Annotated in this window: 17 protein-coding genes and 2 tRNA genes; 2 read left to right on the top strand and 17 right to left on the bottom strand. The window is 69.4% G+C overall.

Annotation, left to right across the window (positions count from 1 at the left end):
* The 6 genes from mreC to ACFRAC_RS02135 all read right to left on the bottom strand — a co-directional run bounded on the left by mreC (position 1) and on the right by ACFRAC_RS02135 (position 7,516).
* Positions 1 to 1,023: a rod shape-determining protein MreC gene (mreC, locus tag ACFRAC_RS02160; RefSeq protein WP_382919582.1), complete on the bottom strand. Its 1,023-nt coding sequence runs from the start codon at positions 1,021 to 1,023 to the stop codon at positions 1 to 3.
* A 147-nt stretch (positions 1,024 to 1,170) separates the two neighbouring features.
* On the bottom strand, positions 1,171 to 2,190 hold the full coding sequence (locus tag ACFRAC_RS02155; protein WP_004001297.1) for a rod shape-determining protein: 1,020 nt from the start codon (positions 2,188 to 2,190) through the stop codon (positions 1,171 to 1,173).
* Between the two features lie 266 nt (positions 2,191 to 2,456).
* Positions 2,457 to 2,870 (bottom strand): nucleoside-diphosphate kinase, encoded by a 414-nt coding sequence (gene ndk / locus ACFRAC_RS02150; RefSeq protein WP_382919581.1) that lies wholly within the window; start codon positions 2,868 to 2,870, stop codon positions 2,457 to 2,459.
* Positions 2,871 to 2,935: 65 nt separating this feature from the next.
* Complete coding sequence (locus tag ACFRAC_RS02145; RefSeq protein ID WP_382919579.1) at positions 2,936 to 3,292, bottom strand: DUF4233 domain-containing protein; 357 nt, start codon at positions 3,290 to 3,292, stop codon at positions 2,936 to 2,938.
* 7 nt (positions 3,293 to 3,299) lie between these two features.
* Complete coding sequence (locus tag ACFRAC_RS02140) at positions 3,300 to 4,802, bottom strand: bifunctional folylpolyglutamate synthase/dihydrofolate synthase (RefSeq protein ID WP_382919577.1); 1,503 nt, start codon at positions 4,800 to 4,802, stop codon at positions 3,300 to 3,302.
* A gap of 89 nt (positions 4,803 to 4,891) precedes the next feature.
* Positions 4,892 to 7,516, bottom strand: a complete 2,625-nt coding sequence (locus ACFRAC_RS02135) for a valine--tRNA ligase (RefSeq protein ID WP_382919575.1) — start codon at positions 7,514 to 7,516, stop codon at positions 4,892 to 4,894.
* A gap of 136 nt (positions 7,517 to 7,652) precedes the next feature.
* Here ACFRAC_RS02135 and ACFRAC_RS02130 point away from each other — a divergent pair, with 136 nt between their 5' ends.
* Positions 7,653 to 8,600 carry a hypothetical protein gene (locus ACFRAC_RS02130; protein ID WP_382919573.1) on the top strand — a complete coding sequence of 316 codons (948 nt, stop codon included), beginning with the start codon at positions 7,653 to 7,655 and terminating at the stop codon, positions 8,598 to 8,600.
* 75 nt (positions 8,601 to 8,675) lie between these two features.
* Here ACFRAC_RS02130 and clpX read toward each other — a convergent pair whose 3' ends face one another.
* From clpX to ACFRAC_RS02105, 5 genes are all read right to left on the bottom strand, one after another.
* Positions 8,676 to 9,959: an ATP-dependent Clp protease ATP-binding subunit ClpX gene (gene clpX, locus ACFRAC_RS02125; RefSeq protein ID WP_062669900.1), complete on the bottom strand. Its 1,284-nt coding sequence runs from the start codon at positions 9,957 to 9,959 to the stop codon at positions 8,676 to 8,678.
* A 177-nt stretch (positions 9,960 to 10,136) separates the two neighbouring features.
* Positions 10,137 to 10,817 carry an ATP-dependent Clp protease proteolytic subunit gene (locus ACFRAC_RS02120; protein WP_361339236.1) on the bottom strand — a complete coding sequence of 227 codons (681 nt, stop codon included), beginning with the start codon at positions 10,815 to 10,817 and terminating at the stop codon, positions 10,137 to 10,139.
* A gap of 52 nt (positions 10,818 to 10,869) precedes the next feature.
* On the bottom strand, positions 10,870 to 11,478 hold the full coding sequence (locus ACFRAC_RS02115; RefSeq protein WP_152894046.1) for an ATP-dependent Clp protease proteolytic subunit: 609 nt from the start codon (positions 11,476 to 11,478) through the stop codon (positions 10,870 to 10,872).
* Positions 11,479 to 11,747: 269 nt separating this feature from the next.
* Positions 11,748 to 13,142 carry a trigger factor gene (tig, locus tag ACFRAC_RS02110; protein ID WP_382919571.1) on the bottom strand — a complete coding sequence of 465 codons (1,395 nt, stop codon included), beginning with the start codon at positions 13,140 to 13,142 and terminating at the stop codon, positions 11,748 to 11,750.
* A 208-nt stretch (positions 13,143 to 13,350) separates the two neighbouring features.
* A tRNA-Pro gene (locus ACFRAC_RS02105) sits at positions 13,351 to 13,427 on the bottom strand.
* Positions 13,428 to 13,558: 131 nt separating this feature from the next.
* Here ACFRAC_RS02105 and ACFRAC_RS02100 point away from each other — a divergent pair.
* A tRNA-Gly gene (locus tag ACFRAC_RS02100) sits at positions 13,559 to 13,629 on the top strand.
* Positions 13,630 to 13,698: 69 nt separating this feature from the next.
* On the opposite strand, the gene ACFRAC_RS02095 is transcribed toward ACFRAC_RS02100, so the two are convergent.
* From ACFRAC_RS02095 to ACFRAC_RS02070, 6 genes are all read right to left on the bottom strand, one after another.
* Complete coding sequence (locus ACFRAC_RS02095; RefSeq protein ID WP_382919569.1) at positions 13,699 to 14,832, bottom strand: tyrosine-type recombinase/integrase; 1,134 nt, start codon at positions 14,830 to 14,832, stop codon at positions 13,699 to 13,701.
* Complete coding sequence (locus ACFRAC_RS02090; RefSeq protein ID WP_086868652.1) at positions 14,832 to 15,041, bottom strand: excisionase family DNA-binding protein; 210 nt, start codon at positions 15,039 to 15,041, stop codon at positions 14,832 to 14,834. The genes ACFRAC_RS02095 and ACFRAC_RS02090 overlap by 1 nt, the downstream gene beginning before the upstream one ends.
* A gap of 2 nt (positions 15,042 to 15,043) precedes the next feature.
* A complete protein-coding gene (gene repSA, locus ACFRAC_RS02085) occupies positions 15,044 to 16,393 on the bottom strand; it encodes a replication initiator protein RepSA (protein WP_382919567.1) in 1,350 nt (449 codons plus the stop codon).
* Positions 16,394 to 16,841: 448 nt separating this feature from the next.
* The gene (locus ACFRAC_RS02080; RefSeq protein WP_382919566.1) at positions 16,842 to 17,609 is read right to left on the bottom strand and encodes a GntR family transcriptional regulator; all 768 of its coding nucleotides are present in this window, start codon (positions 17,607 to 17,609) and stop codon (positions 16,842 to 16,844) included.
* 1,466 nt (positions 17,610 to 19,075) lie between these two features.
* The gene (locus tag ACFRAC_RS02075; RefSeq protein ID WP_382919564.1) at positions 19,076 to 19,867 is read right to left on the bottom strand and encodes an alpha/beta fold hydrolase; all 792 of its coding nucleotides are present in this window, start codon (positions 19,865 to 19,867) and stop codon (positions 19,076 to 19,078) included.
* 43 nt (positions 19,868 to 19,910) lie between these two features.
* On the bottom strand, positions 19,911 to 20,936 hold the full coding sequence (locus ACFRAC_RS02070; RefSeq protein ID WP_382919912.1) for a PQQ-binding-like beta-propeller repeat protein: 1,026 nt from the start codon (positions 20,934 to 20,936) through the stop codon (positions 19,911 to 19,913).
* Positions 20,937 to 21,195 lie beyond the last annotated feature (259 nt).

The raw sequence follows: 21,195 nt of genomic DNA, 5'->3' as shown, positions 1-21,195 counted from the left end.
CTACTGCTCTTGCTCGTACTGGTACAGGTCGTCGGCGCGGGGCTGGAGGCCCCCGGCCAGGGGCTGGTCCCGGGCGTCGCCCTGCTGCTGTTGCCCGCCGTCGTCCGGCACCTCGGCGCCCGGTGTCACGGTCACCGTGACGGTCGGCGTGGGCTTCGCCTTCGGCTTGGCGGGCAGCACCGTGTCGCGCGGGTCCTTCGTCGGCGCCTGGACGACGACACCGACGATGTCGAGCTTGGAGAAGCCCACGTACGGCGTGACGTACAGGGTGCGGGTCAGGCCGCCGCCGGACGGGTCGACGCGGGAGACGACACCGACCGGGACGCCGGGGACGAACGGCTTGTCGGCCTGCGAGCCGAAGGTGACGAGCCGGTCGCCCTTCTTCACCTCGGCCTTGCCGTTGAGGAGTTCGACCCGCAGCGGGCGGTCGCCCTGGCCGGAGGCGAAGCCGAGCTCGTCGCTGGACTCCATGCGGGTGCCGACGGTGAAGTCGGGGTCGTTGGCGAGCAGGACCGTCGCGGTGTTCGAGCCGACGGTGGTGACGCGGCCGACCAGCCCGTCGCCGTTCAGGACGGTCATGTCGCGCTTGATGCCGTCGTCGGCGCCGACGTCGATGGTGATGGTCCAGGAGAAGCCCTGGGCCGCTCCTATCGCGATGACCTGGGCGCCCTTTATGCCGTACTGGCCCTCGCCCGCGACCTTCAGCATCTTGTCGAGCTGCTTGAGGCGGCTGCGGCTGCGGTCGTCGCTGCCGAGTTTCGCCTTGAGGGCGGCGTTCTCCTGTTCGAGCCGGGCTAGCCGGTCGTGGCGCTCGCCGGAGTCACGGATGGCGGAGACCGCGTTGCCGACCGGGTTCACCGCGGCCGACACACCGTCCTCGACCGGGCCGAAGACCCCGGCGGCGGCCTGGCGGGCACCGTCGACCGGGGAGTCCTCACCGCCGCGGATGTCCACCGTGATCAGTGCGAACGCGATGGCGACCAGCAGCACCAGGAGCAGCCGGCTCTCTCGTGTGTCCCTCACGTGCGGCGGCCGTGCCCTTCCTCATTGGAATGTCCGGGGGTTGGGGTGTTCAGGTGCGCGGAGGCACATGCGGGAGCTTAAGCCTCCGCATCAACGATCCGCCGCACGAGAGGCGATCATCTCGTACGGCGGAACGAAAGAGTTACGTCATCTGCGCGGCTGGGCGTCGAGCACCTGCTGCAGCGCCTCGAACTCCTCGACGCACTTGCCGGAGCCGAGCGCCACGCTGTCCAGCGGGTCCTCGGCGATGTGGATCGGCATGCCCGTCTCGCGGCGCAGCCGCTCGTCGAGTCCGCGCAGCAGGGCGCCGCCGCCGGTCAGAACGATTCCTCGGTCCATGATGTCGCCGGACAGCTCCGGCGGGCACTTGTCCAGGGTCGTCTTGACGGCGTCCACGATGGCGTTGACCGGTTCCTCGATGGCCTTGCGCACTTCGGCGGCGGAGATGACGACGGTCTTCGGCAGCCCGGAGACGAGGTCCCGGCCGCGGATTTCGGTGTGCTCGTCGGAGTCGAGATCGTACGCCGAGCCGATCGTGATCTTGATCTGTTCGGCCGTGCGCTCACCCAGCAGGAGGGAGTACTCCTTCTTGATGTGCTGGATGATCGCGTTGTCCAGCTCGTCGCCCGCGACCCGGATGGACTGGGCGGTGACGATGCCACCGAGGGAGATGACCGCGACCTCCGTCGTGCCGCCGCCGATGTCCACCACCATGTTGCCCGTGGCCTCGTGGACCGGCAGGCCGGAGCCGATGGCCGCGGCCATGGGCTCCTCGATGATGTGCACTTGGCGGGCGCCGGCCTGGGACGACGCCTCGATGACGGCGCGGCGCTCGACGCCGGTGATGCCCGAGGGCACACAGACGACGACCCGCGGACGAGCCAGATACCGCCGCTTGTGGATCTTCAGGATGAAGTAGCGGAGCATCCGCTCGGTGATCTCGAAGTCGGCGATCACGCCGTCCTTCAGCGGCCGCACGGCGACGATGTTGCCCGGCGTGCGCCCGATCATCTTCTTCGCTTCGGCGCCGACCGCGAGGATGCCACCGGTGTTGGTGTTGATCGCGACGACGGACGGCTCGTTGAGTACGATCCCGCGACCCCTGACGTACACCAGCGTGTTGGCGGTCCCGAGGTCGACAGCCATGTCACGGCCGATGAACGACATTGAGTTCCCCATCAGGATTCGTCTGGCCTTCCTGGGAGCGTTTGACGGCTTTTCAGGTCGGCGAAGTGGGTGCTGTGACGTGAAGGCTTCCATCGTAGACGCGCCTGCACGAACACTGCGGGAGGGTCTCCGCCATTGTCAGCAGATGGCGAGGCGCCCCGCTTGTGGAGACGGGCCATCGGGGGCAACCGTTCCCTCGATTGCCCGGCATATGCCGTGGGCGGAAGACTACCCGTGGCCGCCCCTCTTGGGGAACGGCGGGTGGGTCAGGCGCGGCCCGGGAAGAAGATCTTCACCTCGCGCTCGGCGGACTCCTCGGAGTCCGAGGCGTGGATCAGGTTCTCCCGCACGATGACCCCGTAGTCACCGCGGATCGAACCGGGAGCGGCGGCGATCGGGTCGGTCGGGCCGGCCAGCCGGCGCAGCCCCTCGATGACCCGCTCCCCCTCGACGATCAGGGCGACGACCGGCCCGGAGGCCATGAACTCCACCAGCGGCTCGTAGAACGGCTTGCCCTTGTGCTCGCCGTAGTGCTGCTCCAGCGTGTCCTGGTCCAGGGTGCGCAGCTCCAGCGCCGTGATCTGCCAGCCGGCCTTGCGCTCGATACGGCTGATGATCTCGCCGGTCAGACCCCGCCGGACGGCGTCGGGCTTGAGCAGGACGAGGGTGCGCTGGGTCACGGGAGGGCTCCTTCTTACTGCTGGTGTGCGGTGGAAAGAGGTTACAGGGCGTGTCCAGCAGCCCGTCACGCAGCGTCAGGTGCAGCGGAGTCCGCCTGCGCGGCGAATCTCGCCTTCGCCTCGTCGACCTTGCGCCCGTAGTGCACGGAGGCCCACCACAGCGCCGCGAAGACCACGCCCAGGAAGAACATCATGGGCACGATGAAGCCGGACGCGATCAGCGCGATCTGCAGGGCCCAGCCGAGCGCCACGCCGCCGGGGCGGGTCACCAGGCCGCACAGCAGCACGCACAGGAACATCGCGATGCCGCTGACCGTCCACACGGTCGCCAGGGACAGGTCCGGGTCCTTCATGGCGACCAGACCGGCGAAGCCGATGACGAAGAACTCACCGATCAGCGTCGAGGAACAGAGCGTACGCATGCCGGACTCAGCCCTTCCCGAGCAGCAGCCGGGCTTCGCCGACCGTGATGACGGATCCAGTGACGAGGACGCCGCCGCCGGTGAACTCGCTCTCCTCCTCGGCCAGCGTGATCGCGGCCTCCAGGGCGTCCGGCAGCCGCGGCTCGACCTGGACGCGCTCGTCGCCGAACACCTCGACGGCGATGGCCGCGAGTTCGTCGGCGTCCATGGCGCGGTGCGAGCTGTTCTGGGTGACGACGACCTCGGCGAAGATCGGCTCGAACGCCTCCAGGAGTCCCCGGACGTTCTTGTCGCCGCTCGCGCCGACGACGCCGATCAGCCGGCTGAAGTCGAACGCCTCACCGATCGCCTCGGCGGTCACGCGGGCGCCCGCCGGGTTGTGGGCGGCGTCCAGCACGACGGTCGGGGACCGCCGGACGACCTCCATACGGCCCGGGGAGGAGACGGCGGCGAACGCCTTGCGGACGGCGTCGATGTCCAGCGGCTCGGCGCGGGCGGTGCCGACCCCGAAGAACGCCTCGACGGCGGCGAGGGCGACCGCGGCGTTGTGCGCCTGGTGGGCGCCGTGCAGCGGGAGGTAGACCTCGGGGTACTCGCCGCCCAGGCCGCGCAGGGTGACCAGCTGGCCGCCGACGGCGACCTGGCGGGCGACGACCCCGAACTCCAGGCCCTCGCGGGCCACGGTGGCGTCGACCTCGACGGCCTTCTTCAGCAGCACCTGGGCGGCGTCCACCGGCTGCTGGGCCATGATCACGGTGGCGTCCTGCTTGACGATGCCGGCCTTCTCGCCGGCGATCTCGCCGGGGGTGTCGCCGAGCCGGTCGGTGTGGTCGAGGTCGATCGGCGTCACGACGGCGACGTCCGCGTCGATGACGTTGGTGGCGTCCCAGGAGCCGCCCATGCCGACCTCGACGACGGCGACGTCGACGGGCGCGTCCGCGAAGGCCGCGTACGCCATGCCCGTGAGCACCTCGAAGAACGACAGGCGGAACTCCTGCGAGGAGTCGACCATCTCGAGGTACGGCCTGATGTCCTGGTACGTCTCGATGAAGCGCTCGGCGGAGATCGGGGCGCCGTCCAGGCTGATCCGCTCGGTGATCGACTGGACGTGCGGCGAGGTGTAGCGGCCGGTGCGCAGCTCGAAGGCGCCGAGCAGGGCCTCGATCATGCGGGCGGTCGACGTCTTGCCGTTGGTCCCGGTGATGTGGATCGACGGGTACGACCGCTGGGGCTCCCCCAGAAGGTCCACGAGAGCGGCGATACGGGCGACCGAGGGCTCCAGCTTGGTCTCGCCCCAGCGGGTCGCCAGCTCCGCCTCGACCTCGCGCAGGGCCTTGTCGACCTCGGGGTCCTCGGGGCGGGCGGGCACGTCCGCCTCCGAAGGGCCGCCCTGGGTGCGCAGGGTGCGGCTGCCGGCCTCGATGACGGCGAGGTCGGGGTCGCGTTCCGTCTCCTCCGCGATGATCTCGGCGAAGGAGTCGAGGGGGTCGGGCTCGTTCTGGTCGCTCACAGGGCCAGTCTACGGAGGCCGACCGCATGACGTACGGGAAGGCCCCCGGTGCCCGAGAGCACCGGGGGCCTTCCTGGCCGTAGGGCCGCCTACGCCTGCGGCAGGCGCTCCAGCTGGGCCGTGATGCGGGCGATGTCCTCGTCGGCCTTCGCGAGCCGGCCGCGGATCTTGTCGACCACGTGGTCGGGGGCCTTCGCCAGGAACGCCTCGTTGCCGAGCTTGGCCGTGGCCTGGGCCTTCTCCTTCTCGGCGGCGGCGAGGTCCTTGGCCAGGCGCTTGCGCTCGGCCGCGACGTCGATCACGCCGGACAGGTCGAGGGCGACCTCCGCCCCCGCGACCGGCAGCGTCGCCGTCGCCGTGAAGCCGTCGCCCTCCGGCTGGAGGCGCAGGAGCTGGCGGATGGCCGGCTCGTGCGCGGCGAGGGCCGTGCCGTCCAGGGTCAGGCGGGCCGGGACCCGCTGGCCCGGCTGGAGGCCCTGGTCGGCGCGGAAGCGGCGGACCTCGGTGATGACGGACTGGAGGGACTCGATCTCCCGCTCGGCGCCCTGGTCGCGGAAGCCGCTGTCGGCCGGCCAGTCGGCGATCACGAGCGACTCGCCGCCGGTCAGCGTGGTCCACAGGGTCTCCGTGACGAACGGGACCACCGGGTGCAGCAGCTTCAGCGTGACGTCGAGGACCTCGCCGAGGACGCGCTTGGAGACCTCGGCCGCCTCGCCGCCCGCCTGGAACGTCGTCTTCGACAGCTCGACGTACCAGTCGAAGACCTCGTCCCACGCGAAGTGGAACAGGGCGTCGGACAGCTTGGCGAACTGGAAGTCGTCGTAGAACGCGTCGACTTCGGCGACGACGGAGTTCAGCCGGGACAGGATCCAGCGGTCCATGGAGGACATCGCCGACGGGTCCGGCAGCGGGCCCTCGACCGTCGCGCCGTTCATCAGCGCGAAGCGGGTGGCGTTCCAGATCTTGTTGGCGAAGTTCCGGGAGCCCTGGACCCAGTCCTCGCCGATCGGGACGTCGACGCCGGGGTTGGCACCGCGCGCGAGGGTGAAGCGGAGCGCGTCGGAGCCGTACTTGTCCATCCAGTCCAGCGGGTTGACCGCGTTGCCGAAGGACTTCGACATCTTCTTGCCGAACTGGTCGCGGACCATGCCGTGCAGGGCGATGGTGTGGAACGGCGGGGTGCCGTCCATCGCGTACAGGCCGAACATCATCATCCGGGCGACCCAGAAGAAGAGGATGTCGTAGCCGGTGACCAGGACGGAGTTCGGGTAGAACTTCGCGAGCGACTCGGTCTGTTCGGGCCAGCCGAGCGTGGAGAAGGGCCACAGGCCGGAGGAGAACCAGGTGTCGAGGACGTCGGTGTCCTGACGCCAGCCCTCGCCGGAAGGCGGCTCCTCGTCCGGACCGACGCAGACGACTTCACCCTCCGGCCCGTACCAGACGGGGATGCGGTGGCCCCACCACAACTGCCGCGAGATGCACCAGTCGTGGAGGTTGTCGACCCAGTCGAAGTACCGCTTCTCCATCTCCTGCGGGTGGATCTTGACGCGGCCGTCGCGGACCGCGTCACCGGCGGCCTTGGCGAGCGGGCCGACCTTGACCCACCACTGCATGGACAGGCGCGGCTCGATGGTGGTCTTGCAGCGCGAGCAGTGGCCGACGGAGTGGACGTACGGCCGCTTCTCGGCGACGATCCGGCCCTCGGCGCGCAGCGCGGCGACGATGGCCGAGCGGGCCTCCAGCCGGTCCAGGCCCTGGAAGGGGCCGTGGGCGGTGATGACCGCGTGCTCGTCCATGATCGTGATGGCCGGCAGGTCGTGCCGCTGGCCGATCTCGAAGTCGTTCGGGTCGTGGGCCGGGGTCACCTTGACCGCGCCGGTGCCGAACTCGGGGTCGACATGGGTGTCGGCGACGACCGGGATCGAGCGGTCGGTCAGCGGCAGCCTGATGAGCTTGCCGACCAGGTGCTTGTACCGCTCGTCGTCGGGGTGGACGGCGACGGCGGTGTCGCCGAGCATCGTCTCGGCACGGGTCGTGGCGACGACGATGGTGTCGTCCCCCTCGCCGTACTTCATGGAGACGAGCTCGCCGTCGTCGTCCTGGTACTCGACCTCGATGTCGGAGATCGCGGTCAGACAGCGCGGGCACCAGTTGATGATGCGCTCGGCGCGGTAGATCAGCTCGTCGTCGTACAGGCGCTTGAAGATGGTCTGGACGGCCTGCGACAGACCCTCGTCCATGGTGAAGCGCTCACGGGACCAGGCGACGCCGTCGCCGAGGCGGCGCATCTGGCCGGAGATCTGGCCGCCGGACTCGGCCTTCCACTTCCAGACGCGCTCGACGAACGCCTCACGGCCGAGGTCGTGGCGGGACTTGCCCTCCTTGCCGAGCTCGCGCTCGACGACGTTCTGCGTGGCGATGCCGGCGTGGTCCATGCCGGGCTGCCACAGCGTCTCGAAGCCCTGCATGCGCTTGCGTCGGGTCAGGGCGTCGATGAGCGTGTGCTCGAAGGCGTGCCCCAGGTGCAGGCTGCCGGTGACGTTCGGCGGCGGGATGACGATGGTGTACGGCGGCTTGTCGCTCTTCTCGTCCGCCTCGAAGTAACCGCGCTCCACCCAGCGCTCGTACAGCGGCCCCTCTACATCGGCCGGCGCGTACTGGGTCGGCAGTTCGGTGTCGGGCGCTGGTGGCTGCTGCTGAGCGTTCTCGGTCACGAGGTCAGTTTAGGGGTGTCTCCGGCGTGTCCCGAAACGCCTTTGTTCTGTAACGGTGGGCACCCCGATGCCGTGGGACCCACGACTCTGCGCCAGGATGTCAGGAACACATAAGCATCTGGAGGGGAACCCAGAAATGAGCTACAACCAGCCGGGCCCGTACGGCGGGCAGCCCCAGCAGCCCGGTCCGTACGGCCAGCCGGGTCCGTACGGCCAGCAGCCGCAGGCACCCCAGCCCGGCTACGGCTACCCCCAGCAGACGCCGCCGCCCCAGCCCGGTTACGGCTACCCGCAGCAGGCGCCCCAGGGTGTCCCCCCGCAGCAGCCTCCCTACGGCCAGCAGCCGTACGGCATGCCCCAGCCCCCGCAGCCGTCCGGCGGCGGCAAGAAGGCCGGTCTGATCATCGGCGCGGTGGCGGTCGTGGCGGCGATCGCCGTCGGCGCGTACTTCGTCCTGGGCAGCGGCGGCGGCTCGGCCGCGGTGGAGGACGACGGCGCCCACAAGCTGGCCACGCCGGAGAAGTTGCTCAGCGAGTACACGCGTGCGACCAAGGTCGGCGAGAACCTCGGCGGGTCCAACGACACCGCCAAGGACCTGGAGAAGAGCGGCGTCAAGAACGGCGAGAGCGTCGTCGGCGTGTACTCCACGACGGACCTGAGCTCCTACGACCCCAGCGACCCGAGCACGACGCCGGACCTGTCCGAACTGGCGACCGCGAAGGGCATCACCTACTTCGGCGCCTACGGCGAGATCGAGGACCCCGAGGCGGCGCTGGACAGGTTCTTCGCCGACTTCAAGAAGTCGGCCGAGAAGGACTCCTCCTCGGACTCCTCCGCGTTGGGCAAGACCAAGCTGGTCGGTGAGGCCGAGTCCGTCGACCTCGACGGCGCGGTCATGAAGTGCCAGGCCGCCCAGGGCACCGACCTGGCCACCAAGAAGGAGAAGACGGACTGGTTCTGCGCCTGGGCGGACTACAGCACCATCGCGATGGTGTCGCCGGGTGACGCCACCAAGGGCATCGCCAAGGACGTCGCCGTGGACATCACGACGAAGGTCCGGCAGGAGATCCGCGTCAAGGCCTGACGCGGCACCGGCGGAACAGCGGAAGGGGCCCGGTCGGTCGACCGGGCCCCTTCCGCTGTTGGTCCGTGGTGGCGGCTACGCCGACTTCTGTTCGCCCGGGCCGCGGCGGGCGTCGCGGGGGATCAGGGTGGGGTTCACGTTCGAGTGGACGACGTCCGCCGTGATGACGACGCGGGCCACGTCCTTGCGGGACGGCACCTCGTACATCACCGACATCAGGACCTCCTCCATGATGGCGCGCAGGCCGCGCGCGCCGGTCTGGCGGAGGATGGCCTGGTCGGCGATGGCCTCCAGGGCCTCGCGCTCGAAGTCCAGCTCGACGCCGTCGAGTTCGAAGAGGCGCTGGTACTGCTTCACCAGCGCGTTGCGCGGCTCGACCAGGATCTGGAGCAGCGCCTCACGGTCCAGGTTGTGGACCGAGGTGATGACGGGGAGGCGGCCGATGAACTCGGGGATCATGCCGAACTTGACCAGGTCCTCGGGCATGACGTCCTCGAACTGGTCCTTGGACTCCAGCTCCCGCTTCGAGCGGATCGTCGCGCCGAAGCCGATGCCCTTGGCGCCGGCCCGCGACTCGATGATCTTCTCAAGACCGGCGAATGCGCCGCCCACGATGAACAGGACGTTCGTCGTGTCGATCTGGATGAACTCCTGGTGCGGGTGCTTGCGGCCGCCCTGCGGCGGCACGGAGGCCGTGGTGCCCTCGAGGATCTTCAGGAGGGCCTGCTGGACGCCCTCGCCCGACACGTCGCGCGTGATGGAGGGGTTCTCACTCTTCCTCGCGACCTTGTCGATCTCGTCGATGTAGATGATCCCGGTCTCGGCCTTCTTGACGTCGTAGTCGGCGGCCTGGATCAGCTTCAGCAGGATGTTCTCGACGTCCTCGCCGACGTACCCGGCCTCCGTCAGCGCCGTCGCGTCGGCGATGGCGAAGGGGACGTTCAGCATGCGGGCCAGCGTCTGCGCGAGGAGCGTCTTGCCGGAACCCGTCGGGCCGAGCAGCAGGATGTTGGACTTCGCCAACTCGATGGCGTCCTCGCGGTTCTGACCGCCGCCGTTCTCGCCGGCCTGGACACGCTTGTAGTGGTTGTACACGGCGACCGAGAGCGCCTTCTTGGCCGCTTCCTGGCCGACCACGTACCCCTCGAGGAACTCGTAGATCTCCCGCGGCTTCGGGAGCTCCTCCCAGCGGACCTCACTGGTCTCCGCGAGCTCTTCCTCGATGATCTCGTTGCAGAGATCGATGCACTCGTCGCAGATGTACACACCAGGGCCTGCGATGAGCTTCTTGACCTGCTTCTGGCTCTTGCCGCAGAACGAGCACTTGAGCAGATCGCCGCCGTCACCGATGCGTGCCACGGTGTGCTTCCCCTTCGCCTGGGAGACGACTGGACATCGCGTCCAGCGGCTCCTGGTGCTGCCTTATGTCGACGGTACCTTGCCTGGGCCCCCGTTCGGGCCCCCCTTGGCGCGGTTCACTTTGACGTGCACCGTCCCAAACCGTGCCAAGGGGCAGCAGACAATACCGGGTCCGCGTCAGCGAACGTCGGTGTTGTTCATCTTCCGGGTGGAGATGATCTGATCGATCAGCCCGTACGACAGCGCGTCCTCGGCCGTGAGGATCTTGTCACGCTCGATGTCCTCGCGGATCTTCTCGATCGGCGTGGTGGAGTGCTTGGCCAGCATCTCCTCCAGCTGCGCCCGCATCCGGAGGATCTCGTTGGCGGCGATCTCCAGGTCGGAGACCTGGCCCCGGCCGGTCTCGCTGTACGGCTGGTGGATCAGCACGCGGGCGTTGGGCAGCGCCATGCGCTTGCCGGGCGTACCGGCGGCCAGCAGGATCGCGGCGGCGGAGGCCGCCTGGCCCATGCAGACCGTCTGGATGTCCGGCTTCACGAACTGCATCGTGTCGTAGATGGCCGTGAGCGCGGTGAAGGAGCCGCCCGGGCTGTTGATGTAGACCGAGATGTCCCGGTCGGGGTCCATCGACTCCAGGCACAGCAGCTGCGCCATGACGTCGTTGGCGGAGGCGTCGTCGATCTGCACGCCGAGGAAGATCACGCGCTCTTCGAAGAGCTTCGCGTACGGATCGTACTCGCGGATGCCCTGCGAGGTGCGCTCGACGAACCGCGGGATCACGTAGCGGGACTCGGCGCGCGGGCCGGTGTACTCGGCCTCGGTGCGGGCGTACAGGCCGCTGCCGGGGAAGTCGTTCACTGTCTGTCTCCTAGGGGCTGTGGCGGTCGGCTGGGGGCTGCGCAGGGGGCCGTCAGGCCGCCCCGGTGCCGCCGCCGCCCGGCATCCCGGCGGCCGTCGGGATGACGTCGTCGATGAGGCCGTACTCCTTGGCCTCGAAGGCGTCGAACCAGCGGTCGCGGTCCGAGTCGCGGGTGACCTGCTCGACCGACTGGCCCGTGTGCTGGGACGTGAGTTCGGCCATGCGCTTCTTGGTGTGCAGCAGTCGCTCGGCGTGGATCTTGATGTCCGAGGCGGAACCGGCCAGACCGGCGGACGGCTGGTGGATCAGGATCTCGGCGTTCGGCAGCGCGAAGCGCTTGCCCGGGGTGCCCGCACTGAGCAGGAACTGCCCCATGGAGGCCGCGAGACCCATGGCGATCGTCACGACGTCGTTCTTGATGAACTGCATGGTGTCGTAGATCGCCATGCCGGCCGTGATCGAGCCGCCGGGGCTGTTGATGTAGAGGTAAATGTCCTTGTCGGGGTCCGCGGCAAGGAGCAGCAGCTGCGCGGTGATCTTGTTCGCGATGTCGTCGTCGACCGGCTGGCCGAGGAAGATGATCCGCTCGTTGAGCAGCCGGTTGTAGACCTGGTCACCGAGGCCACCACCGATGGAAGGCTCACCGGCGGCGGAGGGCATCAGATTCGTCACGTATCCACCTGCTCGTCTTACGACGGCGCCGGGCCGTCTCACGTGTCCTGCGTGGGCAATGGGGACTCCCCTGCCCTCATACTCATGGACCCTAACGCGCTGGTCCCTTCGGGGAATCCCGGAGCGGCAGGTGTTCGCCGGGGGCGTAGCGCCGGGGGGTCCGCCGGGCGCGGTGGCGGGCGCGGGGAACGGCGGAAGGGCCCGGGGATCGCGTGATCCGCCGGGCCCTTCCCAGGTGTGCTGACGCTGCCGTCGGCTCAGCCCTCGGACTTCTCCTCGGCCGCCTCGTCGGCGGTGCCCTCGGCGGCCTCGACGGCCTCCGTGGCCTGCTCGACCTCGTCCTCGTCGTCCAGGTCGACGACCTCGCCGTTGGTGTCCGTGACCGTGGCCTTCTCGACCACGACGGCCAGGGCCTTGCCGCGGGCGACCTCGCCGACCAGGAGCGGAACCTGGCCGCCCTCGACGACCGCCTGGGCGAACTGGTCGGGGGACATGCCGGAGGAGGCGGCGCGGCGCATGAGGTGCTCGGTGAGCTCCTCCTGGTTGACGTTCAGCTTCTCCCGCTTGACGAGCTCGTCGAGGACGAACTGCGTCTTGATGCCCTTGACCGCGGCTTCCTTGGTCTCGGCGTCGAACTCCTCCTCGGTCTTGCCCTGGATCTCCAGGTACTGCGCGAGGTCGAGACCCATCTGGCCGAGCTGGTGGTGCTCGAGGTTGTGCTTACGGGTGTTGATCTCGTCCTCGAGGAGCTTCTCGGGGACGGGCACCTCGACCAGCTCCAGCAGCTTCTCCAGGACGCGCTCCTGGGCCTGCGTGGCCTGGTCGTACTGCTTCATGTTCTCGAGGCGCTTGCGGCTGTCCGCCTTGAGCTCGTCGAGCGTGTCGAACTCGGAGGCGAGCTGCGCGAACTCGTCGTCCAGCTCGGGCAGTTCGCGGGCGGCGACCTGGGTGACCTTGACGGTGACCTCGGCCTCCTTGCCGGCCGCCGAGCCGCCCTTGAGCTCGGAGGTGAAGGTGGCCTCGCCACCGGCCTCCAGGCCCTTCACGGCGTCGTCGATGCCGTCCAGCAGCTCGCCGGAGCCGATGGTGTACGAAACACCGCTGGCGATGCCGTCCTCGAGGACCTCGCCGTCGACCTCGGCCTGCAGGTCGATGGTGACGACGTCGCCGTCCTGGGCGGCGCGCTCGACCGGGGAGGTCGAGGCGAAGCGCTCGCGCAGCTGTTCGACGGACTTCTCGACGTCCTCGTCGGTGACCTCGACGGCGTCGACCTCGACCTCGATGCCGGAGAAGTCCGGGATCTCGATGGCGGGGCGGATGTCGACCTCGGCGGTGAAGTTCAGCTTCTCGCCGTCCTTCAGCTCGGTGATGTCGACCTCGGGCTGGCCCAGGACGTCGATCTCGGCCTCGTTGACGGCCTCGGTGTAGAACTTCGGAAGCGCGTCGTTGACGGCCTCCTCCAGCACGGCGCCACGACCGAACCGCTGGTCGATGACGCGGGCCGGGATCTTGCCCTTGCGGAAGCCCTTCACCGTGACCTGCTGGTTGATCTTCTTGTACGCCGCGTCGAGGCTGTCCTTGAGCTCCTCGAAGGGCACCTCGACAGTGAGCCGAACCCGGGTCGGGTTCAGGGTCTCCACGGCGCTCTTCACGGTTCGGTCTCCTTGTGGCTGACTTCTCGGGTTCTGCCGGGACCAGACTGGTCCGGCGGATTCGCCGCCCGGAGGACTTCGTGACTTCGTACGGAGAGACACACGGGCGTGCAGCTTGCATAGTAACGGCAGCGAGGACACGCCCCAAAGGCGATCATCGGCCGTGATCACACGAGGTGGCCGTGCGGAGGCCGGCGGTGACCGGTCGTGGTCGGGGTGGCGGGATTTGAACCCACGGCCTTCCGCTCCCAAAGCGGACGCGCTACCAAGCTGCGCCACACCCCGTGCTGGTGCGACACGTAGGGTACATGCCCGCAGCTGACGCGGCCTCCGCATTGCCGGGGTGTGCGACGAGGGGGGCCGACCCGCTACGATGCCTTCAGTGCCGCGGTCACTGACCTGCGGCGCGTCACTGTGCGGGCGTAGCTCAATGGTAGAGCCCTAGTCTTCCAAACTAGCTACGCGGGTTCGATTCCCGTCGCCCGCTCTGAACGGCTCAGGGCCAGGTCCGAGGATGCTTCCTCCGCCTGGCCCTGATCGTTTTCCGGGGCGGTGTTCAGCCCGCCGTGCCCCCTGCGTGCCCCTTCGGTCTGCGCCCCCTGTCGACCAGGCCGCTCAGCGCCTCGGCGATCAGCCGGTCACGGTCGGCGCTCGCGTGCTGATAGATCAGCGCGGCCCGCGCCGTGCTGTGGCCCATTCGCGCCATCAGCTCACGCGTGCTGGCTCCCGTGGACGCCGCCAGGGTGTTGCCCGTATGCCGAAGATCATGGAAGTGCAGGCCCTTGACCCCAGCGGCCTCGCACGCCTGGCGCCACAGCCGGTTGAAGTGGTTCCGACGCGGGGTCGCGCCCTTGGCCCCGACGAAGACGCGGCCGTCCGCTCCAGGCTCGGCGTAGCGCTCCAGGTGATCACGGATGTCCGGCACGATGACGGCCGGGATCGAAACTGTCCGCTTGCCAGCGGCGCTCTTGGGCGCCTTGATCTCACGCTCGCCGTTGTTCAGCTCGGTGACCGCGCGGCGGACCCGCAGGGCGCCGGCCTCCAGGTCGATGTCCCGCCGGTGGAGCCCGATCAGCTCGCCCCAGCGCAGACCGAGGAACCCGGCCATCAGCACAAGCACCCGGTAGCGCGGTTGGATCGCGTCGGCCAGGTCGTAGACCTCCTGGACCGTGGCGGTGGGGCGCTCCGGGGTGTGCACCGTGCTGGCGCCCTGGATCGTGCAGGGGTTGCGCCGGATCATCTGGTCGGCGACCGCCGTGCCCAGGATCGCCCTCAGCAGGGCGTACGCCTTGGCGACCGTCGTCGGGCCGGACCCGGAGGCGAGCTTGTCCGCACGCCAGCGCCGCACGAACGGAGGCGAGATGTCGGTGACGTTGACGTTCCCGAAGGTCGGCTCCAGGTGGTGCCGCAGCAGCGAGCCGTAGAGCTGGCGCGTGGTGTTCGTCAGCTCCCGCTCAGCGATCCACGCGGCGGCGTACGAGCCGAACGGCACCTTTCCGGCGTCAGGGTCGTGCCAGTCGCCGCGCCGCATCTCGGTCTGCTTGTCAGCCAGCCATGCGTCCGCGTCCCTCTTCGTGCGGAAGGTGTCCGGGGCGGGCCGCAGGACGCCGTCAGGGCCGACGTACCGGGCTTGGTAGCGACCGGACGGGAGCTTGCGCACACGGCCGAACGGTCGGCGCTTCACAGCCATCAGGCAGCCCTCCTGAACGTCCCCGGACGAGCCGTGACCGGCTGGACGGTGTTCTCGGCGATGAAGGCCGCAACGGCACTCTCCGGGATGCGGACGTGCCGACCGATCTTGACGAAGGCGATCCGCCGTTCCTCGATCAGGCGCCGAGGGAAGCGGACGGTGGTGCCGAGCAGCTCGGCCACCTGGTGCACGTCGAGAAGGCGTTCCATGGTCACCACTCCCCCGTGGTCTCTCGGTCTTGCAGCTCGGTCAGGGCTTCGCGTGCTGTCTCTCGGTTGAGGCGGATGTCTCGGGCGATGGTGGCGGCGAGCCAGGATTCACCGGGGCTGTGGCCGTGTCCCGCGTAGGTCCAGTGCGCGAGGGTGAGCGTGGTGCCCTTGACGTCGTCCGGGTCGGGCAGGCCACGTTCGCGGCGTTCCTGACGGGCTCGGTAGTCGGCTCGGACCTGGCGGCGCTCGGTGAGCGTGGTCGAGTAGGCGCGGGACTTGGTCATGAAGTGGCCGCGGAAGCCGAGCATGTGAGCCCAGCGCCACAGCAGCCGGTCTGGGTAGGCGTCGTCCAGGTCCCGACAGGCTTCGATCAGGCGCCGGGTGTGCGGGGGCAAGGCCAGCTTGTCCAGCTCCGACAGTTCGCCGATACGGCGGTCCACGGTCTCGGTGGCCTCGGCGGCCTTGGTGGCGTACTTGGCGACGTAGGAGGCGACCGCCTGATCCGTCAGCTCCACCCCGTCCATGCCGCCGATCGCCTGGACGTCGACCTGCGATCCCCACCGCAGAACGCGCCCGGCGAAAGCGCCGGCGGACGGGACGGGCACCGCGACCCGAGCAGCCGCCGCCCGGATCGCCGCCTCGAGGAGAGCGACGGTGGCCCAGGCCGGGGGCGGGGAGTCGGGACCTTCCGGGCCGTCGAGGCGCACCACGGCGTGAAAGTGCACCGCGCCCCGCTTCTGGAACTCGGCGACCTTGCCGAAGGAAACCCGGCAGGTCTCCCGTAGGGCAGCCTGGGTGATGCCCGCGCGGGCGGCGACCTCCCGGCGCAGGTAGATGGTGAAGCGCCGCCACAGGTCCCCGGCGTGGTTGTTCCACAGCACCGCCCCCGCGTAGTCGTACGACTCGGGGTCGAGGGCGGTGCCGAGGGCCGGATCGTCGGCGGGATGCTGGACGCCGCAGCGGCAGCGTCCCGAGGCGGGGCGGTTGTGAACCGGGCCGAACGAGGGCGCGGTGAGGGTGGCGAACACGCCAGGGTGGTGACGCACCCGACCGGGGATGCCCATGCGGTTGTCTCCAGTGATCCCGGCACGGATCAGGTGGTAGACGTCGCCCGCGTAGGTCCAGGCGCAGGCCGGGCACCGCGAGGCACGCCGGTTGCCGCAGGCCACGCGCAGGCGTCCGCCGGGCTCCTGGTCGGTGCTGTAGGAGTACAGGACGTCGCCGGTCTTGGCGTCGCGGGTGACCGTCGAGCCTTGCAGGTGGATCGGGTTGGAGCAGCCGCCCGTGCGGCGTATCTGCTCCTGCCAGCGGTCGAAGCCCGGCATGTTGGCGACCCGGAGTAAGTCAGCCATGGTGAGCGGATCGGTGCCCACGGCCGCCGCGACGCCAGCGACGGCAGCCAGGGGAACAGGCAGGTAAGTCACGCAGCCAGCCCTCCATCGACCGGGGCGAGACGCTTGCCTGTTGCCCAGTCGAAGGGAACGGCCACCGGGCACGGCTCGGAGCCGTCCACGTCATCGTGGTAAAGGACGCCGACACCGTCGAGGTTGACCCATCCGAAGTGCAGGACCCAGGCGCCACATGCCTGGCAAGGCGCTGAAACGACAGTGGCGTCATCGCGTCGCGACAGCGGGGCCAAGAAGGGCGCGGTACCTACTGGAATCCCGCCAAGCGTGAGTACGGACATGATCGCCTCCCGGAGATCGATTCTCCTCTACCTAGGTACACTTATACATGAGTGCAGGTGTACTGAAAAGCCCCGGTCCTCATCGAGAACCGGGGCTCAGGTGCCGACCTTCGTCACTCCGCCGAGAAGTCGTACTGGAAGACGTGCTTGTCGGCCGCTACGACCGACACGAAGACCTCAACGGCCCTGCCACCCACGTCAATCGCCGTGCGGATCAAAGAAACGACCGGCACGCCGGGGAGGAGCCGCAGCGCCTTCTTCTCCTCCTCCGAGGGCATCCGCGCATGCAACTCTTCACGAAAGGAAGCGAGACGATGCCCTCGCTCCTCCAGACGGGCATAGCTGCCACCCGGTCCGGCGCTCTCCTCGACGATGGGAGTGCCTTCGACCAGGTCGAGAGGGTAGTAGCTATCGGCCAACTGCATCGGCACGCCTCCGCCCCACATGCGGCGGCGACGCACAAACACTTCGCAGGCCGCAGGCAGGTTGAGGCGCTCGGAGACCTCCTGCGGTGCTGGCACGTTGCCAAGGTGCAGGACTTCCTGCTTGTACTCCAGGCCCAGTGCTCGCATGTCGGCAGCGAAGCCACCGAGTCCGGCGGCGCGATTCGCGCGGGTCAAGCGCTGCGAAGCGAGTCGCAGCACCGGAGCGCGTTCACGCACCCTCGTTCCCCTGCCGTGCTCAGTGACGATCAGCCCCTCGGCTCGCAGAAGGTCCAAGGCCCGCCGGACGGTCCCACCCGAGACCCCGAAGGTCTTCACCATCTGGGACTCACTCGGCAGTGGCTCACCGGCAGCCAGAGCGCCCGTGTTGATCTCGTTCCGGAAGTGGTCCGCGATCTGCTTAAAGACCGGGCGGTCACTAGTTGCATCGATGTTCATACCGTCTCCCTTGTACTCCTCTACAAGGGTAGCGAAGCTGGAGAGCTGGTGCGAGTCAGCCATTGATGAACTTGGTGGACGGCCCAGGGAGGCACGTGGCGGACTCGTCATCGGTTGCCCAAGTTGAGCCACAGCACGGGCACGAGGGCAATCGGTCCGCATGGCGCGCCACCGTCTGCCCAGGGCACATAGGACAGCGTCCGCTCCCAAGCACAGATTCGGCGTCGCCTGACACATCCAAAATCGACCAACGCACGCGTTCACCTACGTGATCAGCGGCTGTACAGCAGAGAAACATGCACGCCTCCAAAGCTCGCCGGAAGCGTAGTCGTTACAGGTTTCTCTACCTCATCAAGCCCCGGCTGCGCTCCGCTCCGCCGGGCGCGCTTCCCGGCTCCGCTCCGGGCGCCGCTCCTGCCTTCGGCCCGCTCCGCCCGCGCTGCGCCGACGCGCGCCCACATGTGGATAGGACCGGAAGCCATGAGTCGATCACCGCGCATGGCGCCAGGGCCAAAGCACGCCTCCGGCGGGGGATCGGCCGGCACCGGGATGGAGGGGGCGCCGTCGCCGACCGCGGGGACGTTGGAGCGTGCGTGGGAAGCTCCCATCCCGACCACCGCCGACCCAGGCAGAGCCGAGCAGACGCGGCCCAGGGCGTCCAGGTCGTTCGTACAGTGGCGCGCTCCACCTGGACGCCCTGAACCACGCCCGCTCCACGGTGTGTGGGTCGACGGCGGACGGGATGGGAGCTGGGGAAGGTGGTGGGCAGAGGTGAAGTCGATTGGTGCGACAGGCATTTGAGCACATGTCACACCCTGTGCTGTAGCCTGGCCTCTTAGGTGTCTTCAGACAACGCCAAAAACCGTGCGGAGTACCTGGCCGGGCCTCGCACGGTGATGGCGTCTCAACAGACCTAGGGAGGTCGAAGTGTGTTGTGAGCACACCCCACCCAAGTGCATCCCTAGATGCGTCTACCGTAACCCATACCCCATGGCTATGCAATGGGACTTGGGGGACAGTGGCTATCTCGCTCGCGCGCCTGAGGCCGAGGCCAACTTGCCAACTCACAAGTCACGAACCGAGAAGCAGACGCAAACACTACAACTGATCAGCGCGATCATAGGGCTAGTCGGCGCGGTCTTAACACTGATCGTGGTACTCATCCCATGGATCGCAGGGTGACGTAGGCGTGTCCCCGGTGTGCCCGAACGAGTGGCACGCCGGGGTACCGGAGGCGTGCCCCCGACGTGCCCGACCGAGTGGCCTGCCAGGGGGGCCAACGGGGCGTCACGGGGAATCTCGTAAGAAACAGCAGGTCGGCACTCGTGCAGGTCAGCCCCCGTCCGCATACGCGATCTTCCAAACTAGCTACGCGGGTTCGATTCCCGTCGCCCGCTCTGTACGGATCAGGGCCAGGTCCGAGGACGACTCCTCGGACCTGGCCCTGAGCGCTTTCCCCGGCCCCTTCAGGTCGGCAGGGCGGCGAGGAATCCGCTCACCGTGGCCGCGAAGCCCGCGGGGTCTGTTTCGTGGACCGTGTGGCCGGTCGGGAGCTGGGCGAGGCGGGTGTGGGGGCGGCGGGAGACCAGCTCCTTCGCGTGGGCCTCGCTGAGGGTGTCGCTGGCGGTGCCGTGGACGAGCAGGGCGGGGCAGTCCGTGGCCAGCCAGTCGTCCCAGTGGTCGCCGCCGACCTGGCCGACGGAGGTGACCATGTCCTCGGGGCGGAAGGCGAGGCCCCAGCCGTCGGCGTACTCGCGCAGGGCGTCGGTGAGGTAGCGGGCCGAGTCCCCCAGCTGTTCGATCAGCGCCGTGCGGGTGGGTGCCCGGCGCGGCCAGGACAGGCAGAAGGACAGATCGTCGTCGATCTCGGTGCCGATGTCCTCGATGACGAGCGCGCTCACCAGTTCCGGGTGGCGTGCGGCGAGCTGATAGGCGTTGACTCCGCCCAGCGAGTGCCCGAGCACCACCGGCCGCTTTAGGCCGAGGTGGGTGATGAGCGCGGCGGCGTCGCCGACGTAGCCCTCCCGGGAGAAGTCCGGCCCCCGGTCCGAGAAGCCGTGCCCGCGCTGGTCGGGCGCGACGACGCGCCAGTGCGGGAACAGCGCCCGCGCCAGGCCTGCGAACGTCCGGCCCTCGTTGAAGTGGCCGTGCAGCGCGAGCAGGGGCCGTCCCGGGCCTCCGAAGTCGAGGTACGACAGGCGGCGCCCGTCGATGGTCAGGGCCGCGCGGGCGGGTTCGGAGAGCGGCGTCGGTGTCATGGACCCGCAGGATGCCAGAGCCGGGGTCGTGGCCGGCGCCCTCTCACAGGGCTCGGACGTCCACGCTGTAGACGGAGCGGACGCCGTACGGGACGTACAGGGCGTCGCCCACGAGGGTCAGGGGGGCGCCGGCGCCGGCGTCCGCGGTGCCGGCGTCGTCGCGGCCCTGGAGCGTGGCGGTGACCCTGCCGGTGCGCAGGTCGAGGGCGGCGAGGCGGCCGCTCGGGGACGCCAGGTAGAGGTGGGTGGCGGAGGCCACCGGGGGGCCGGGGGACTCCACGGTGGAGTTGCTCGCCCAGAGCCGGCGTCCGTCCTCCGGGGCGAACGCGCGGACGCTGCCGCTGGGGCGGGTGTAGCAGAGCCGGCCGCCGAGCAGGGTGGGGGTGGACGTCTCGGGCTGGGCCTCGGACAGGCGCACGGTCGTCACGATGTGCGCGTCGGCGTCGATGAGGGTCAGGGTGCGGTGGGCGCCCGTCGTGGGGAGCAGGACCAGGCGTCCGCCGGTCTCGCCGACGATGTCCAGGTCGCCGTCGAGCCGCACGGTCCAGCGGGGCCGCCCGGTGGCCGGGTCGAGCTGGGCGACGCTGGTGCCGCTGACGTCCTCGTCGTCGGGGGACCACTTCTGGCAGACCAGGTACGCCCGGCCGCCGGCGCCGCGCAGCAGGCATATCCGGCTGCCTGGGTCGGGGAGCGGGTGCTTCCAGCGGACCTTGCCGTCGTCGGCGCCGAGCAGGGCGTACTGCTGCCCCTTGGGGCCGTGGACGGCGACGACGCCCTCGGGGACGGCGACGGCGTAGCCGAGCTCGCTGGTGGGTTCGGACGCCTCGGGACCGTCGCCGGTGACCGTGGCCCAGAGCGCCTCGCCGCTGTCGGCGTCGAGGGCTCGGACGGTGTAGCGGTAGTGGGTCTCGTCGCGGACGGTGCGGTCGTCGGAGCCGTAGACGTAGACGCGGCCGGACCGGGCGGTGAGGACCGTGCCCTGGTCGCCGGGGCCGAGCTCGTCGGGGGTCTCGTCGACGGGGCGGGCCCAGGTGTTGCGGCCGTCGGCGAGGGCGAAGCGGGTCGCCATGACGTCGTCGCCGGCGCACACCAGGGAGGCGCCGGTGGCCGCGCAGCGGGTGAACGGGCCGTCGGGGGCGATCGGCTCCTTGTCGACGCCGGGGTCGTCGGACGTGCTGCGCCAGGGCTGCCAGCCGGCGGGCAGGTTCCCCGGGGCGGCGTCCTCGGAGGTGAGGGTGAAGGTCAGGGCGGCGAGGGCCGCCAGGGCCAGGGCGCCCGCGGCGGGGGCGAGCCAGGGGCGCCCGCGGCGGCCGGACGGGGCCGCGTCC

This window comes from Streptomyces sp. NPDC056628 (genome assembly GCF_042792555.1).
Taxonomy (GTDB): domain Bacteria; phylum Actinomycetota; class Actinomycetes; order Streptomycetales; family Streptomycetaceae; genus Streptomyces.
Note: the sequence above shows the minus strand (reverse complement) of the source record. Positions and strands in the feature narration are given on the sequence as shown.

Coding starts and splice junctions, on each gene's coding strand:
- ACFRAC_RS02095 (WP_382919569.1), bottom strand. CDS start 14,832: ATGGCTGTGAAGCGCCGACCGTTCGGCCGTGTGCGCAAGCTCCCGTCC.
- ACFRAC_RS02115 (WP_152894046.1), bottom strand. CDS start 11,478: ATGCCCTCCGCCGCCGGTGAGCCTTCCATCGGTGGTGGCCTCGGTGAC.
- ACFRAC_RS02070 (WP_382919912.1), bottom strand. CDS start 20,936: ATGGCGACCCGCTTCGCCCTCGCCGACGGCCGCAACACCTGGGCCCGC.
- ACFRAC_RS02130 (WP_382919573.1), top strand. CDS start 7,653: ATGAGCTACAACCAGCCGGGCCCGTACGGCGGGCAGCCCCAGCAGCCC.
- ACFRAC_RS02080 (WP_382919566.1), bottom strand. CDS start 17,609: ATGAACATCGATGCAACTAGTGACCGCCCGGTCTTTAAGCAGATCGCG.
- ACFRAC_RS02145 (WP_382919579.1), bottom strand. CDS start 3,292: ATGCGTACGCTCTGTTCCTCGACGCTGATCGGTGAGTTCTTCGTCATC.
- ACFRAC_RS02090 (WP_086868652.1), bottom strand. CDS start 15,041: ATGGAACGCCTTCTCGACGTGCACCAGGTGGCCGAGCTGCTCGGCACC.
- repSA (WP_382919567.1), bottom strand. CDS start 16,393: ATGGCTGACTTACTCCGGGTCGCCAACATGCCGGGCTTCGACCGCTGG.
- ACFRAC_RS02155 (WP_004001297.1), bottom strand. CDS start 2,190: ATGTCGTTCATCGGCCGTGACATGGCTGTCGACCTCGGGACCGCCAAC.
- ACFRAC_RS02075 (WP_382919564.1), bottom strand. CDS start 19,867: ATGACACCGACGCCGCTCTCCGAACCCGCCCGCGCGGCCCTGACCATC.